The organism is Streptomyces sp. HUAS 31, from assembly GCF_028198125.1.
In the GTDB taxonomy this organism is placed as follows: Bacteria; Actinomycetota; Actinomycetes; order Streptomycetales; family Streptomycetaceae; genus Streptomyces; species Streptomyces chartreusis.
Map to the genome: position 1 here is coordinate 8,748,979 of NZ_CP116353.1, position 17,642 is coordinate 8,766,620.

General features: G+C 73.3%; 1 protein-coding gene. It reads left to right on the forward strand.

From position 1 onward, the window contains the following. Window positions 1-65: 65 nt before the first annotated feature. A complete protein-coding gene (locus PGH47_RS38115; protein ID WP_271667230.1) occupies window positions 66-17,594 on the forward strand; it encodes a type I polyketide synthase in 17,529 nt (5,842 codons plus the stop codon). The last annotated feature ends 48 nt before the right edge of the window (window positions 17,595-17,642 follow it).

Sequence of the window (17,642 nt, forward strand, 5' to 3'; positions counted from 1 at the left end):
CGCCCCGGCCGCACTCCAGGCGCCCTGATTCGGCTCTCCGCGCTCTTTCGAAGGACAAGGAACAGATGGCGAACGAGGAAAAGCTCCGCGAATACCTCAAGCGTGCGATCGCCGACGCGCAGGACGCCCACCTTCGTCTGCGTGAGGCCGAGGCGAAGGACCACGAGCCGATCGCGATCGTCGGCATGGGCTGCCGCTACCCCGGCGCAGTCGCCTCGCCGGAGGACCTGTGGGGGCTGGTGAGCGGTGGCGGGGACGGCATCACGTCGTTCCCCACCGATCGCGGCTGGGACCTCGACGCCCTGTTCGCGACCGACGCGGAGCGGGCGGCCGGCACCTCGGCCACCCGGAAGGGCGGCTTCCTGCACGAGGCCGCCGAGTTCGACGCGGAGGTGTTCGGCATCAGCCCCCGCGAGGCCCTCGCGATGGACCCGCAGCAGCGGCTGCTGCTGGAGACGTCGTGGGAGGCCCTGGAGCGCGCCGGCATCGACCCGCTGTCCCTGCGCGGCACGGCGACCGGTGTGTTCGCCGGGCTCATGTACCACGACTACGCCTCCCGGCTCCAGGAAGTGCCGAAGGACATCGCCGGGTTCCTCGCCAACGGCAACGCGGGCAGCGTGTTCTCCGGACGTATCGCCTACGTCTTCGGCTTCGAGGGACCGGCCGTCACCATCGACACCGCCTGCTCCTCCTCCCTCGTCGCCCTGCACCTGGCCTGCCAGTCACTGCGGTCCGGCGAGTGCGCGACGGCGCTCGCGGGCGGTGTGACGGTGATGGCGGCGCCGACGACGTTCGTGGAGTTCTCCCGGCAGGGCGGGCTGTCCGGCGACGGCCGCTGCAAGGCGTTCGCCGACGACGCCGACGGCACCGGATGGGCGGAGGGCGCCGGCGTCCTCGTCCTGGAGCGCCTCTCCGACGCACGGCGCCTCGGCCATCCCGTCCTCGCCGTGATCCGGGGCTCCGCCGTCAACCAGGACGGCGCCTCCAACGGCCTCAGCGCGCCCAACGGACCCGCCCAGCAGCGCGTCATCCGCCAGGCCCTCGCGAGCGCCCGCCTCACGCCGGCCGACGTCGACGCCGTCGAGGCACACGGCACCGGAACCCGGCTCGGCGACCCCATCGAGGCGCAGGCCCTGCTCGCCACGTACGGCAAGGGACGGGACGGGACGAACCCCGTCTGGCTCGGCTCAGTGAAGTCCAACATCGGGCACACCCAGGCCGCGGCCGGCGTCGCCGGCGTCATCAAGATGGTCATGGCACTGCGCGCCCGCCATCTCCCGTCCACGCTGCATGTCGATGAGCCGTCGTCCCATGTGGACTGGTCGGTTGGCGCTGTGCGCCTTCTTGCCGAAGCGCGCCCCTGGCCTGACACCGGCCGTCCGCGTCGGGCCGGCGTCTCGTCCTTCGGTATCAGCGGCACCAACGCCCATGTGGTTCTGGAGGAAGCCACCCCCGAGGCGGCATCGACTCCCACTTCTGAATCGGAACTCCCGGCCCACGGCACCGCCCAGGAACCGCTCCACACTCTCCCGCACGTGCCCTGGGTCCTGACCGCCCGCAGCGCACCCGCCCTCGAAGCGGCGGCCGAACGCCTCGCCGCCCACGTCACCGACACCGACGCCTCACCCCTCGACATCGGCCACAGCCTGGCCACCGGCCGAGCCGTCCTCGACCACCGCGCCGTCGTCCTCGGCCCCGACCGCGACACCCTGCGCACGGCCCTCGACGCCGTCACCGGCATCACGGGCACCGCCACCACCGTCAAGGGCACGGTCACCGAGGGCCGTACCGCCTGGTTGTTCACCGGGCAGGGCAGCCAGCGCCCCGGCATGGGCCGCGAACTGTATGCCGCCCACCCCGTCTACGCCCGCGCCTTCGACGAGATCTGCACACTGCTGGACGCCGAGCTCGCCGGAGCCCCCGGCTTCGACACATCCGTGCGCGAGATCTGCTTCGCCGAACCGGGCACACCCGAGGCCGCGCTCCTCGACCGCACCGGCTACGCCCAGACGGCAATCTTCGCCGTCGAGGCCGCCCTCGTCGCCCTGCTGCGCGGCTGGGGCGCCGAACCCGACGTCGTCATCGGCCACTCGATCGGCGAGATCGTCGCAGCCCACGCCGCCGGAGCCATCGAACTCCCCGACGCCGTACGGCTGGTGGCGGCCCGCGCCCGGCTGATGCAGGCGCTCCCGGACGGCGGCGCCATGGCCGCGATCGAGGCCGACGAGACCGAGGCCACCGCACTCCTTGCCCAGGGCGCCGTCATCGCGGCCGTCAACGGCCCGCGCGCGGTCGTCGTCTCCGGCACCGAACAGGCCGTCGAGCAGGTCATGGAAGCGGCCCGCGAACGCGACCTGCGCGTCACCCGCCTTCGCGTCAGCCACGCCTTCCACTCCCCGCTCATGGCCCCCATGACGGACGAGTTCGCCGGGATCGTCGCCGGCATCGGCCACCGCCGGCCCGTCGTCCCCGCCGTCAGCACCCTCACCGGACGCACCTTGGACGGCGACGACTGGGCGAGCCCCGACTACTGGGTACGGCAGGTGCGAGACGCCGTACGCTTCCACTCCGCCGTCCGCACCGCCACCACCGAACTCGGCGTCACCCGCTTCCTCGAGATCGGCGCCGACCCCGTCCTCACCGGCCTGGTCCAGGCCGCCGACCCCGACACCACCGCCGTGGCCACCCTGCGCGAGGGCCGCGACGAGTGCGGCTCGGTGCTGACCGCGCTCGCCGAGATGTTCGTACGGGGTGCCGCCGCCGACTGGGCCGCGGTGTTCCACGGCACCGGCGCCCGCCGCACCGACCTGCCCACCTACGCCTTCCAGCGGCACCGCTACTGGCTCGACGCCACCCGGCCCACCACCGACGCCCGCGGCCTCGGCCTCGGAGTCGCCGGGCACCCGCTGCTGGGAGCCGCGGTCGCCGTGGCCGGCTCCGACAACGTCCTGCTCACCGCCCGTCTGTCCGTCGCCACCACACCCTGGCTGGCCGACCACCTCGTCGGCGGACTCGCCGTCGTCCCCGGCACCGCCCTCGTGGAACTCGCCGTCCAGGCAGGCCTGCGCGTCGACTGCGACCACCTCGACGAACTCACCCTCCAGGCCCCGCTGATCCTCCCCGAGCAGGGCGCCGCCCAGGTGCAGATCGGCATCGACGCCGCCACCGATGACGGCCGCCGCGCCGTACGCGTCTACTCCCGCGCCGACGACGCCGAAGTCGAACAGGCCTGGACCCTGCACGCCACCGGCACGGTCGGCGACGGCGCCCGCGCCACGACCGACGCCGCCTGGAATCTGCGCGCCTGGCCGCCCGCCGACGCCGAACCCGCCGACCTCACAGGGCTCTACGACCGCCTCACCGACGTCGGCCTCCTGTACGGTCCCGCCTTCCGCGGCATCACCCGCGTCTGGCGCGACGCCGACGACTGGTACGTCGAGGCCACCCTCCCCGAACCCCTCGCCGACGACGCCGGCTCCTTCGGCCTCCATCCCGCCCTCCTGGACACCGTCCTCCACGCCCTCGCCCTGCGCGGCGGCGACGACCGGACCGCACTCCTGCCGTTCCTGTGGTCCGGCGTCACACTCACGGCCGTCGGCGCCACCTCGGTCCGGGCCCGGCTCCGCATACGCGGCGAGGGCGAGATCGGCCTGCGGATCGCCGACACGACCGGCGACCCGGTCGCCACCGTCGACTCCCTCCTGCTGCGCCCCGTCTCCACCACGGAACTCGCCGCCCGGCGAACCCCCCAGGGCCCCGAGCACCTGTACCGGGTGGAGTGGACACCCGTCACCGCGCCGCCCACCGAGCACCGGATGACCGACATCGTCGTCATAGGTGATGCCGGGGATGTCCCGCGGCTGCACGCTCCCGACGCCGCCCCGACCCACCCGGACCTGGACACACTGCTCACCACCCTCGAAGCGGGCGCCCCCGCCCCGCCCCGGGTACTGCTGCCCATCGCCGACGGCCCGGTCGCGGACGTCCTCACCGAGACCCTCGCGGTGGTCCAACGCTGGCTCTCCGAACCGAGGTTCGCGGACTCCCGCCTGGTCGTCCTCACCTCGGGCGGCGTCGCCCTGACCCCGGACGAGACGCCCATCCCGTCCGCAGCCGGAGTCTGGGGTCTGCTCCGCTCCGCCATGAACGAGCACCCGGGCCGCTTCGCCCTCGTCGACACCGACGGGCCGAGTTCGGCCCTCCACATCGAGGACGACACGGACCAAGTCGCCCTCCGGGACGGCCAGGTGTGGGTGCCTCGCATGGTGCGGATGGCGTCGGGCGGGGTGCTCGTGCCGCCGGTGGGCGTGGGTGCCGGTTGGCGGATGGACGTGGTCGCTCAGGGGCGGCTGGATGGTGTGGCGCTGGTGCCGGAGGAGCCGCGTGCGCTGCGAAGCGGTGAGGTGCGGGTCTTGGTGCGGGCGGCGGGCGTGAACTTCCGTGACGTCCTGAATGTCCTCGGCATGTATCCGGGTGATGCGGGGCGGCTCGGGCACGAGGGCGCCGGCGTCGTCATCGAGGTGGCACCCGACGTGACCGGACTCGCCGTCGGCGACCGGGTCATGGGCCTGCTGGACGGGGCCTTCGGACCGGTGGCCACCACCGATGCCAGGCTGGTCACGCGGCTACCGGCCGGGTGGTCCTTCGAGCAGGCGGCGTCCGTCCCGATCGTGTTCCTGACCGCCTACTACGCCCTGGTGGACCTCGCCGAGCTTCAGACCGGGGAGTCGGTACTGATCCACTCCGCGGCGGGTGGCGTGGGTATGGCTGCGGTTCAGCTGGCCCAGCACCTCGGCGGCGAGGTGTACGGGACGGCGAGTGAGCCGAAGTGGCCGGTGGTACGCGGGTTGGGGGTCCCGGAGGAGCGGATCGCCTCGTCCCGGACCACGGACTTCGAGGAGCGGTTCCGGCCGGGTGTCGATGTCGTCCTGGACTCGCTTGCCGGTGAGTTCGTGGACGCGTCGCTTCGGTTGGTGCGGCCCGGTGGCCGGTTCGTGGAGATGGGCAAGACCGACGTCCGCGACGCCGGCGAGGTGCGGGCCGAACACGGGGTGTCGTACAGCTCGTTCGACCTGATGGACGCCGGCCCCGATCGCATCGCCGAGATGTGGACCGCGCTGCTGGAACTGTTCGAGCAGGGCGCGCTGCGGCCGGTGACGGTGACCTCGTACGACCTCTCCCGCGCACCGGAGGCACTACGCCTGCTCGGGCAGGCCAAGCATGTCGGGAAGGTCGTGCTGCGGGTGCCGTCGCCGTGGGGCGGCGAGGGCACGGTGCTGATCACCGGCGGGACGGGTGGGCTGGGTGCGGAAGTCGCCCGGCATCTGGCCGCTGTGCACGGTGTACGGGATCTGCTGCTGGTGTCGCGGCGCGGTTCCGCAGCGCCCGGTGCTGGTGAACTCGTGGCCGAGCTGGAGCAGTTGGGCGCCAGTGCCACGGTACGCGCATGTGATGTGACCGATCGCGATGCGCTCGCAGGTGTCCTCGACGGGGTTGACCTGTCGGGTGTGGTGCATGCGGCGGGTGTGCTCGATGACGGCCTGATCGGTGATCTGTCGGCCGAGCGTGTGGGTCGTGTGGTGGCCGCGAAGGCTGAATCGGCCCTGTATTTGCATGAGTTGACGGCTGATCGTGAGCTGTCGGCGTTCGTGCTGTTCTCGTCGTTCGCCGGAGTCGTCGGCAACGCCGGTCAGGCGGCGTATTCGGCGGCGAACAATGTGCTGGATGCCCTGGCCCTGGTCCGCAGGGCTCAGGGTCTGCCTGCTGTTTCGCTGGCGTGGGGCATGTGGGCGAACGCCGATGGTATGGGCGGCACTCTTGGTGAGGCCGAGCTGGAGCGTATGGCGCGCCAGGGCTTCCCGGCGCTGGAGACGAGTGAGGGGCTCGCCCTCCTCGATGCCGCGCTGCTCGTGAACGAACCGGTCGCCGTCCCCGTAGCCCTGCGTACGCCCGCCCTCGCAGCCGTGCGCGACAGCCTCCCCGGCATCCTGCAAGGGCTCGTGCCCGCCGACCGTCGGCGTCGTGCCGTCGGCCAGGTGGGTGCTGCGGCTGCCTCCGGGCTGGCCCGGAAGTTGGCCGGGCTCCAGCCGGCCGAGCAGGAACGACAGTTGCTGGACCTCGTGCAGGCACAGGTCGCCGCGGTGCTCGGCCATGCGTCGGCGGGGTCGATCGACACCTCCCGCGCCTTCAAGGACCTCGGGTTCGACTCCCTGACCGCGGTCGACCTGCGCAACCGACTCGGTTCCGCGACCGGCGTCACCCTCCCCGCCACCCTCGTCTTCGACCACCCGACGCCCTCCGCTCTCGCCGGCTTCCTCAAGGCCCAGCTGCTGGGCGCGGCGGACACCACGGACGACACCGTGACGGGCGCCGGCCGCACACGCACGGCTGTCGATGAGCCGGTGGCGATCGTGGGCATGGGCTGCCGTTTCCCGGGTGGGGCGGATTCCGCTGGGGGGTTGTGGGATCTGGTCGCGGAGGGCAGGGACGGGCTGTCGTCGCTGCCGACGGATCGTGGTTGGGACCCGGCCCTGTTGGAGGGCCTGGCCGCGGTCGGTGGTTTCCTCGATGGTGCGGCGTTCTTCGACGCGGAGTTGTTCGGGATCTCGCCGCGTGAGGCGCTGGCGATGGATCCGCAGCAGCGGTTGCTGTTGGAGACGGCGTGGGAGGCGTTGGAGGACGCGGGGATCGATCCGTCGTCGCTGCGGGGCACCGCGACCGGCGTCTACGCCGGCGTCTCCGGGAGTGGCTACGGCGGGAACATGCAGAGCCCGCAGGGCGAGACCGGCGGGTATCTGCTGACCGGCAGTACGCCGAGTGTGGCGTCGGGACGGCTGTCGTATGTGTTCGGGCTGGAGGGGCCCGCGGTGTCGGTGGACACCGCCTGCTCGTCGGCCCTGGTGGCTCTGCATCTGGCCTGCCAGGCACTGCGGTCGGGCGAGTGTGACCTCGCCCTGGCCGGTGGCGCCACGGTCATGGCGACGCCGGGCATCTTCCTGGAGTTCGCCCGGCAAGGTGGCTTGGCGGAAGACGGTCGGTGCAAGTCGTTCGCCGATGGGGCTGATGGGACGGGTTGGGCCGAGGGCGGCGGCATCCTCGTCCTGGAGCGCCTGTCCGATGCCCGCCGCAACAACCATCCGGTGCTGGCGGTGGTGCGGGGCAGCGCGGTCAATCAGGACGGTGCGTCGAATGGGCTGACCGCGCCGAACGGACCCTCGCAGCAGCGGGTGATCCGGCAGGCATTGGCCGCCGCGGGAGTCGACGCCTCCGAGGTCGACGCCGTCGAGGCGCACGGCACCGGTACCCGGCTCGGTGACCCGATCGAGGCTCAGGCCCTCCTGGCGACCTACGGCCAGGCGCATGCCGATGACGAACCCCTCTGGCTCGGCTCGATCAAGTCGAACATCGGGCACGCCCAGGCGGCTGCCGGTGTCGCGAGTGTCGTCAAGATGGTCATGGCGCTGCGGGAGCAGACCCTGCCGCGCACACTGCACGTCGACGAGCCGTCGTCCCATGTGGACTGGTCGGCGGGTGCGGTGGAGCTGCTGACGGAGGAGCGGGCCTGGCCGCCCGGCGAGCGTCCGCGTCGGGCAGGCGTCTCCTCCTTCGGCATCAGCGGGACCAACGCCCACGTCATCCTTGAAGAAGCTCCGATCGTGGGGTCCCCTCGCCGGCCGGAGTCCCCGACCCCGGTGCCGGTCGTCCCCTGGGCGCTGTCCGGTCGTAGCCGGCAGGCCATGGACGCCCAGTCGGACAGGCTCGCCACCTTCCTCGCCGAGCGGCCCGAGCTCTCGCCGCTCGACATCGGACTGTCCCTGGCCACGTCCCGCGCGGCGCTGGACCACAGGGCCGTCGTGCTGGGCCGGGACGCCGACGAGCTGCGGTCGGGGCTCGGCATGCCCGCCGTGACCGGCGTCGTCACGGAGGGCCGTACCGCCTGGATGTTCACCGGTCAGGGCAGCCAGCGTCTCGGCATGGGACGCGAACTGCACGCCGCCCACCCGCAGTTCGCCCGTGCCTTTGACGAGACGGCGGCGCTGCTGGAGGCCCATCTGTCGGGTGTGGACGGTTTCCCGCTGCCGTTGCGTGAGGTGCTGTTCGCGGACGAGGACTCAGAGGCCGCCGCTCTACTCGACCGCACCGGCTACGCACAAGCAGCCCTTTTCGCAGTCGAGACCGCGCTCGCGGCTCTCCTCGGCTCCTGGGGTCTGCGCCCCGATCTGGTGCTGGGTCACTCCATCGGCGAGTACGCCGCCGCGTACACGGCCGGTGTCTTCGAACTGCCGGATGCCGTGCGGCTGGTGGCGGCTCGCGCCCGTCTGATGCAGGCCCTTCCCGAGGGCGGCGCGATGGCCGCCGTCGAGGCCGACGAGGCGGAGGTCGCCGAGCTGCTCACCGCCGACGTGACGATCGCCGCCGTCAACGGACCCACCGCCGTGGTCGTCTCCGGCACCGAGGAGGGTGTCGAGCGGGTCATGGCGGCGGTTCGTGAACGCGGGCGCCGGGTCACCCGTCTCCGTGTCTCGCACGCCTTCCACTCACCGCTCATGGAGCCGATGCTCGACGAGTTCACCACCGTCGCCGAGCAGATCACCTACCACCGGCCGTCGCTGCCCGGCGTCAGCACCCTGACCGGCGCCACGCTCGGCGACGGCGACTGGACCACCCCCGACTACTGGGTGCGGCAGGTACGAGAGGCCGTCCGCTTCCACGACGCGGCGCGCACGGCCGCGGACGAACTCGGCGCCGTACGGTTCCTCGAAGTCGGCCCCGATCCCGTCCTGTCCGCCATGGTGGAACCGGCGTTCGCGCTCTCCGCGCTGCGCAGGAACCTGCCGGAGGCGGAGGCAGCCCTGCGTGCCGTCGCCGAGCTGTACGTCCGGGGCACCGCCGTCCACTGGCCGGCCGTGTTCGAGGGCAGCGGTGCCGCACGGACGGCGCTGCCGACGTACGCGTTCCAGCGCGAGCGGTACTGGCTGCGTGACGCGGGCTCGGCCGCCGACGCGCGCGGCCTGGGGCTCAGGGCCGCCGACCACCCGCTGCTCGGCGCGGCCGTCCCGGTCGCCGGATCGGACGCCGTGCTGTTCACCGCGAGGCTGTCGACGGCCGTCGCGCCTTGGCTCGCGGACCACGTCGTGGGCGGGACGGTCGTCGTACCGGGCACGGCACTGGTCGAACTCGCCCTGGCGGCGGCCGACCGTGTGGGCTGTGACCGCGTCGACGAACTCACCCTCCAGGCCCCGCTGATCCTCCCCGAGCAGGGCTCGATCCAGATCCAGATCGCCCTCGACGCCCCAGCCGGCACGGGCGCGCGCCCACTCCGCCTGTACGGCCGCGCCGACCGTGCCCAGGACGACGACTCCATCTGGACCCTGCACGCCGAGGGAACGGTCAGCGACGGCAAGGTACCGGCCGGGTCCGTCGAGCTGTGGACCTGGCCTCCCGCCGACGCCCAACGGATCGACACGACCGGGCTGTACGACAGGCTGGCCGAGACCGGGCTGCGTTACGGCAGCGCCTTCCGTGGCCTGCGGCAGGTCTGGGCCCGGGGCGAGGAGCTGTACGTCGAGGCCGCGCTGCCCGAAGGCCCGGACCCCGAGGCGAACGCCTTCGCCCTGCACCCCGCCCTGCTGGACTCGGTGCTGCACGCCCTTGCCCTGCGCGCCGACGAACAGCAGGGCGCGCTGCTGCCGTTCGCCTGGACGGGCGTGTCCTGCCACGCCGTCGGCGCCGGCATCGTCCGCGTCCGGATCGTCCCGCGCGGCTCCGGCACCTACGCCCTGCACGTCGCCGACGCCACCGGCGCTCCCGTCGCCGCCGTCGAGTCACTGCTGCTGCGCCCGGCGTCGCCCGCCCAGTTCGCCGCCGGTGCCGCCGCCACGAAGGCCGAGCACCTCTACCGGGTGGAGTGGACTCCGGCCGACGCCGAGCCCGTTGCCGCCGCCGGGCGGGTGCCGGTCCTGCGCATGCCGGACGACGCCGAGCCCTGGAACGAAGCGGGACTGGCCCTCGTGCCGTACGGCGGTGATGGCGACGCGTCCGTCACCGGCACCGCCCTGCTCCCGGTCCGCGGTGGGGCGGGCACGGTCGCGGTGACCGAGGTCCTGGCCGCCGTCCGCGAATGGGTGGCGGACGAGCGTTTCGCCGGTGCCCGCCTCGTGGTCGTGACCAACGGAGCCGTGGCCGTGCGGGACGGCGAGACCCCCGATGCCGGAGGCGCCGGAGTCTGGGGACTGGTGCGCTCCGCCATGAACGAGCACCCGGGCCGCTTCGCCCTTGTGGACGTCGACGACGACCCGGCCTCGTACCGCCGCGCCGCCGCCCTCGTCGACGACCAGCAGGTCGCCGTCCGTGCCGGTCAGCTCTGGGCGCCGCGAATGGTGCGCGTGACGTCGGGCGGGGTGCTGGTGCCGCCGGTGGGTGTGGGCGCCGGTTGGCGGATGGACGTGGTGGCTCAGGGACGGCTGGACGGGGTCGCGCTCGTTCCCGAGGAGCCGCGTGCCCTCGGCCCCGGCGAGGTTCGGGTCGGGGTACGGGCCGCGGGCGTCAACTTCCGTGACGTACTGAACGTTCTAGGCATGTATCCGGGCGACGCCGGCCGGCTCGGGCACGAAGGTGCCGGCGTGGTCGTCGAGACCGGCGCCGGGGTTACCGACCTGGTCGTCGGGGACCGGGTGATGGGCCTGCTGGACGGGGCGTTCGCACCGACGGCCGTGACCGACGGCCGACTGCTGACCCGGATCCCGGAGGGATGGTCGTTCGAGCAGGCGGCGTCCGTGCCGATCGTGTTCCTGACCGCCTACTACGCCTTGGTGGACCTGGCCGGCCTTGAGGCGGGGGAGTCGGTGCTGGTCCACTCCGCCGCCGGAGGTGTCGGCACGGCGGCCGTGCAGCTCGCCCGCCACCTCGGGGCCGAGGTGTATGCGACGGCGAGCGAGCCGAAGTGGCCGGTCGTGCGCGGCCTCGGGGTCCCGGACGAGCGGATCGCCTCCTCCCGGACCACCGAGTTCGAGCAGCGGTTCCAGCCGGGTGTCGATGTCGTGCTGGACTCCCTTGCCGGTGAGTTCGTGGACGCGTCGCTTCGGTTGGTGCGGGCCGGTGGCCGGTTCGTCGAGATGGGCAAGACCGACATCCGCGATGCCGAGGAGGTACGGGCCGAGCACGGCATCGACTACACCGCCTTCGACCTCATCGACGCCGGCCCCGACCGGATCGCCGAGATGTTCGCCGCCCTGCTGAACCTGTTCGAGGACGGCGCCCTGCGGCCCGCCCCGGTCACCGCCTATCCGATCTCGCGCGCACCGGAGGCGCTGCGTCTGCTGGGGCAGGCCAAGCATGTCGGGAAGGTCGTCATCTCGGTGCCGTCACCGTGGGGTGGCGAGGGCACGGTGCTGATCACCGGCGGGACCGGTGGGCTGGGCGCGGAGGTCGCGCGGCACCTGGTCACCGAGCATGGGGTTCGGGACTTGCTGCTCGTCTCCCGGAGTGGGCCCGAGGCTCCGGGGGCCCGCGAACTCGCGGCGGCGCTTGGGGAGTTGGGTGCTCGGGTGGAGGTGTGTGCGTGTGACGCCTCCGACCGCGCCGCACTGGCTGCCGTACTGGACGGCGTCGAGTTGTCCGCTGTGGTGCATGCGGCGGGCGTACTGGACGACGGTCTTGTCGCCGATCTGACGCCTGAGCGGCTGGCCGGTGTCATGGCGGCGAAGGTCGATTCGGCGCTGCATCTGCATGAGTTGACGGTCGATCGTGACCTGTCGGCTTTTGTGCTCTTCTCTTCCTTCGCGGGTGTCGTGGGCAATGCCGGGCAGGCCGCCTACTCCGCTGCGAACAACATCCTCGACGCCCTCGCCACCATCCGCCGCGCCCAGGGACTGCCTGCGGTATCGCTGGCCTGGGGCATGTGGCGGGCCGGTATGGGCGGCTCCCTCGGCGGGCCGGAGTCGGAGCGGCTCGCGCGGCAGGGTTTCCCGGCGCTGGAGACCGGCGAAGGGCTGGCCCTCCTCGACGCGGCGCTCGTCGTGGACGAGCCGAACGTCGTTCCCGTCGCCCTGCGTACGTCCGCCCTGGCAGCCGTACGGGACAGCCTGCCCGGCATCCTGCATGGGCTTGTGCCGGCCGCCGACCGGCGACGCCGTGCCGCCGGGTTGAGCGCGGCCGGGGGTGCCCTGGCCGGTCGGCTGCGGTCGCTGTCCGTGGAGGAGCAGGAGCGCGAACTGCTCGACCTGGTGCAGGCTCAGGTGGCGGCGGTGCTCGGGCATGCGTCCGCGGGGTCGGTCGACGCGTCCCGCGCCTTCAAGGACCTCGGGTTCGACTCGCTGACCGCAGTCGAGCTGCGCAACCGACTCGGCTCCGCCACCGGCGTCACCCTCCCGGTGACCGTCATCTTCGACCACCCGACGCCGGCCGCGCTGGCCGCGTCCCTGCGGCAGCAACTGGTCGGCGCGCCGGCCGACGACCCGACGGAGAAGTACGCCGCCGTACCTGCCGACGAGCCCATCGCCGTCATCGGCATGGGGTGCCGCTACCCCGGCGGCGTCGACTCGCCGGAGGCACTGTGGTCGCTGGTGGCGGACGGCGGCGACGGCATCACGCCGTTCCCCCTCGACCGTGGCTGGAACATGAAGGCGCTGGAGGGCCTCGCGGCGGTCGGCGGATTCGTCGACGGTGCGACGGAGTTCGACGCCGAGCTGTTCGGGATCTCGCCGCGCGAGGCCGTCGCCATGGATCCGCAGCAGCGGCTGCTGCTGGAGACGGCGTGGGAGGCCCTGGAGCGCGCCGGCATCGACCCGCTGTCCCTCCAGGGATCGTCGACCGGCGTGTACGCGGGTGTTTCCGCGAACGGGTACGCCAGCGGGCAGGAGGACGACGACGCCGACCCGGAGACGGACGGCTATCTGCTGACCGGCAGTACGCCGAGCGTGGCGTCGGGACGTCTGTCGTACGTGTTCGGGCTGGAGGGCCCGGCCGTGTCCGTGGACACCGCCTGCTCGTCCGCGCTCGTCGCCCTGCATCTGGCCGCCCAGGCGCTGCGGGCCGGCGAGTGCGACATGGCTCTGGCCGGCGGTGCCACCGTGATGGCGACGCCGGGCATGTTCCTGGAGTTCGCGCGGCAGGGCGGCCTTGCCGGGGACGGGCGCTGCAAGTCCTTCGCCGACAGTGCGGACGGGACCGGCTGGAGCGAGGGCGGGGGCATGCTCGTTTTGGAGCGGCTGTCCGATGCCCGCCGCAACAACCATCCGGTGCTGGCGGTGGTGCGGGGCAGTGCCGTCAATCAGGACGGTGCGTCCAATGGGCTGACCGCGCCGAACGGTCCGTCCCAGCAGCGTGTCATCCGCCAGGCGCTGAAGGCGGCGCGCGTCTCGCCCGCCGAGGTCGACGTGGTCGAGGCGCACGGCACCGGCACCCGGCTCGGCGACCCGATCGAGGCACACGCCCTGCTCGCGACGTACGGCCAGTCGCGCACCGACGACGAGCCGCTGTGGCTCGGCTCCATCAAGTCGAACATCGGGCACGCGCAGGCGGGCGCCGCCGCGGCGAGCGTCATCAAGATGGTCATGGCGCTCCAGCGCCGCCATCTGCCCCGCACCCTGCACGTCGACCGGCCCTCCGAGCACATCGAGTGGGGGTCCGGAGCGGTACGGCTGCTCACCGAGCCCCGGGACTGGGAGGCCGCCGGGCACCCGCGCCGGGCCGGCGTGTCCTCGTTCGGAATCAGCGGTACGAACGCCCACGTCATCCTGGAAGAGGCCCCGGACGGCGAGCGCGTGAGCGGGTACGAGCCGGGTGGCACGCGGGGAGTGGAGGGCGCGGACTCCGGTGCGCCGCTCGTGCCCTGGGTGGTGTCCGGCCGTACCGACCGGGCGACCCGCGCCCAGGCGGCCCGGCTGACGGGCTTCCTCACCGGCCCGGACGAGCCCGCGCACCCCCGCGACGTGGCGCACGCGCTGGCGACGAGCCGTGCCGTGCTCGACCACCGTGCCGTCGTACTCGGCTCCGGCCTCGGCCAACTGTGCGCCGGGCTGGACGCGTTGGCGGCCGACGGCGCCCCCGCGCCCGGCTCCGCCACGGTCGTCAGCGGCACGGTCGGCGACGGCCGTACGGCATGGATGTTCACCGGGCAGGGCAGCCAACGGCCCGGCACGGGGCGGGAACTGCACGCCGCCTACCCGGTGTTCGCGCAGGCCCTGGACGCCGTGTGCGAGCTGCTGGAAGCCGAACTGGGAGGAGACGAGGGCGGATTCGCCCACCCGCTGCGCGAGATGCTGCTCGCCGAACCGGGCGACCGACAGGACGACGCGAACCCGCTGAACGCCACCGGATACGCGCAGTCGGCCCTCTTCGCCCTGCAAGTCGCCCTCGTCGAACTCCTCAGGTCCTGGGGCGTCCGCCCCGACCTCGTGCTCGGCCACTCGGTGGGCGAGCTGGCCGCCGCGTACGCCGCCGGGGTCTTCGAACTCCCCGACGCGGTACGGCTGGTGGCCGCGCGGGCCCGGCTGATGCAGGCGCTGCCCGAGGGCGGCGCGATGGCCGCGGTGGAGGGCGGCGAGGCCGAGGTGACCGAGCTGCTGAAGGAACTGACCGGCAGCGGCCAGATCGCCGTCGCCGTCGTCAACGGGCCCTCGTCCGTGGTGGTTTCCGGTGACGAGGAACTGGTCGTCGAGGCGATGGACGTGGCGCGCGGGCAGGGACGCAGGGTGTCCCGGCTGCGGGTCAGCCACGCCTTCCACTCACCGCTGATGGACCCGATGCTCGCCGACTTCGCCACCGTCGCCGGCACGATCACCTACCGGCGCCCGACGACCCCGGCCGTGAGCACCGCCACCGGCGAGTCCGTCACCACGCAGTGGGCGTCCGCCGCCTACTGGGTGGACCAGGTCCGCCGCCCCGTGCGCTTCCACGACGCCCTCACCACCGCCACGGGCGACCTCGGCGCGACCAGGCTCCTGGAACTCGGCCCGGACCCCGTCCTCACCGCGCTCGCCCGTTCGGCTTCCGACGGACGCTGCACCGCGGCCGCTGCACTGCGGGCCGGGCGCCCCGAGGCCGAGACGCTGCTGACGGCCGTGGCCGAGCTCTTCGTCCACGGCATGCGGACCGACTGGGCCGCCGTCACGGCAGCCGCCGACCCCACCGACATCGGGGCCGCCGCACGCGTCGAGCTGCCCACGTACGCCTTCCAGCGGCGCCGCTACTGGCTGCGTGACCGCCGGGCACAACGGCCGGTCGCCGCACGGCGGCACGAAGCCGACGCCGGGTTCTGGAACCTCGTCGACGACGGAGACCCGGCCGCGCTCGCCGAGCGGCTCGGCGTCGGTGCCGACGCGTCCCTCGGCTCCCTGCTGCCGGTGCTGTCCGACTGGCGCAGGCGGCAGAGCGAAGCGTCCGAACTCGCCGACTGGCGCTACACCGTCACCTGGAAGCCGGTCGGCGTACCGGCCGCCACGCTCACCGGGAACTGGCTGGTCGTCGCCCCCGAACAGGTCACGGCCGACCAGGACGGCTTCGTCGAGCGGTGCGCGCGAGCCCTGCGGGACGCCGGTGCCCGGGTCACCGTACTGACCATCGGCAGCCACGACAGCCGCCCGGCACTCGCCACCAGGGTGCGTGAACTCGCCCCGGACGGTGCGGTGTCGCTCCTTGCGTGGGTGGATGAGCAGCAGGGCGGAGCCACGGCTGACGGGCGGCAAGCCGAAGCAACGGCTGACGGGCATCGAGCCATGGCCGACGGGCAGCACGCCGAAGCCACAGCCGACGGGCACCGAGCCACGCCCGATGGACAGCCGCCCGCCGCGACCGCTCTGACCCTTCTGCTCGCCCAGGTGTGGGCCGACGCGGCCGGTGGGACGGGTGCGCCGCTGTGGTGCGTGACCCGGTCCGCGGTGTCCGTCGGCACCGGGGACCCGCTCCGCCATCCCGCCCAGGCACAGATGTGGGGCCTCGGCCGCAGCCTCGCCCTCGAACACCCCGACATCTGGGGAGGGTTGACCGACCTTCCGGTCCGGCCCGGACACCGCGACCTGGCCCGGCTCGCCCAGCTCCTCGCCCACGGCCGCTCCGCCACCTGGTCCGAGGACCAGCTCGCCGTCCGCGCGGGCGGAGTCTTCGCCGCGCGCTTCGTACGGGACGACGCCCCCGGCGGCGTTCACCCCGACGAGCCACCGGTGGACGGCCTGGGCGGCACCGTACTGATCACCGGCGGCACCGGCGCCCTCGGCCGGCACCTCGCCCGACGGCTCGCCCGGCGAGGCGCCCGGCATCTGCTGCTCGCCTCCCGACGCGGCGCGGACGCCCCCGGCGCCACCGAACTGCGCGACGAACTAGCCGGGTTCGGCGCCCGTGTCACCCTGGCCGCCTGCGATCTCACCGACCGGGACGAGGTCCGTGCGCTGATCGACGGGATCCCCGAGGACGCCCCGCTCACCGGCGTCATGCACGCGGCCGGCATCCCGTCCAACGGCGTCCTCGCCGACCTCACCTCACGCCACCTCGCCGACGCCCTCGCCGCCAAGGCCCGCGCGGCCGACCTGCTGCACGAACTGACCGCCGACCGCGACCTCGGACTCTTCGTGCTGTTCGCCTCCGTGACCGGCGTCCTCGGCAACGCCGGCCAGGCCGCCTACGCCGCCGCCAACGCCCACCTCGACGCGCTCGCCCAGTACCGCCGTGCCGCCGGTCTGCCGGCCACGTCCGTCGCCTGGGGGCCCTGGGCAGGGGACGGCATGGCAGCGGACCGGGCCGCCGAGGAACGTATCCGCCGCTCCGGACTGCGCCCGCTGCCGCCCGAGCGCGCGCTCGCCGCACTCGACCAGGTGCTCGCCGACGACCGCCCCTGCACCTCCGTGGTGGACGTCTCCTGGGACCGCTTCGCGACCGCCTTCGCCCTCGCACGGCCCAGCGCCCTGCTCGCCGACCTGCCCGACGCGACCGCTGCTTCCCGCAACGGCGCCGGTACGCCGGGCGCCGAGGCCGGCGAACTCCTCGCACGGCTGCGAGCCCTGCCGTCCGGCGAACGGGAGCGCGCCCTGGGCGACTTCGTTCAGTCCCGCGTCGCCGCGGTGCTCGGCCACGAGACCTCCGCCGCGATCGACGCCGACCGTGCCTTCAAGGACTTCGGCTTCGACTCCCTCACCGCAGTCGACCTGCGCAACCAGCTGATGGCCGCGACCGGACTCCGGCTCGCGACCACCCTCGTCTTCGACCACCCCACCCCGGCCGCCCTCGGCCGCCACCTCCACACCGAACTCTTCCCCGACGACACCGCGGACACCTCCGCGCAGGACCTCACGGACCTGACGGACCTCGACGAGGCCCGCCTGCGCCGCATCCTCGCCGCCGCCCCGCTCAGCCGACTGCGCGACGCCGGCCTCCTGCCCGGCCTGCGCACCCTGCTCACGGAAGCCGAGGACGCGGAACGGCGCGCCGAGGAAGAGGGCGCGGCCTGGTCCGACAGCACGCCGGACGACGACACCACCATCGCCGACCTCGCCGTCGACGACCTCGTGAACCTCGCACTCGGCGACATCACCGACCCGACCGACGCGGCGGGCCCCTCGGCCGACGACGACTTCGGCTTCGACTCCGACCCACGAGACTGACAGAGGCATCGATGAGCGCACCGTACGAAAAGGTCGTCCAGGCTCTGC

Excerpts from the sequence above, each read along its gene's own strand:
- PGH47_RS38115 (WP_271667230.1), top strand. The coding sequence starts at position 66 with ATGGCGAACGAGGAAAAGCTCCGCGAATACCTCAAGCGTGCGATCGCC.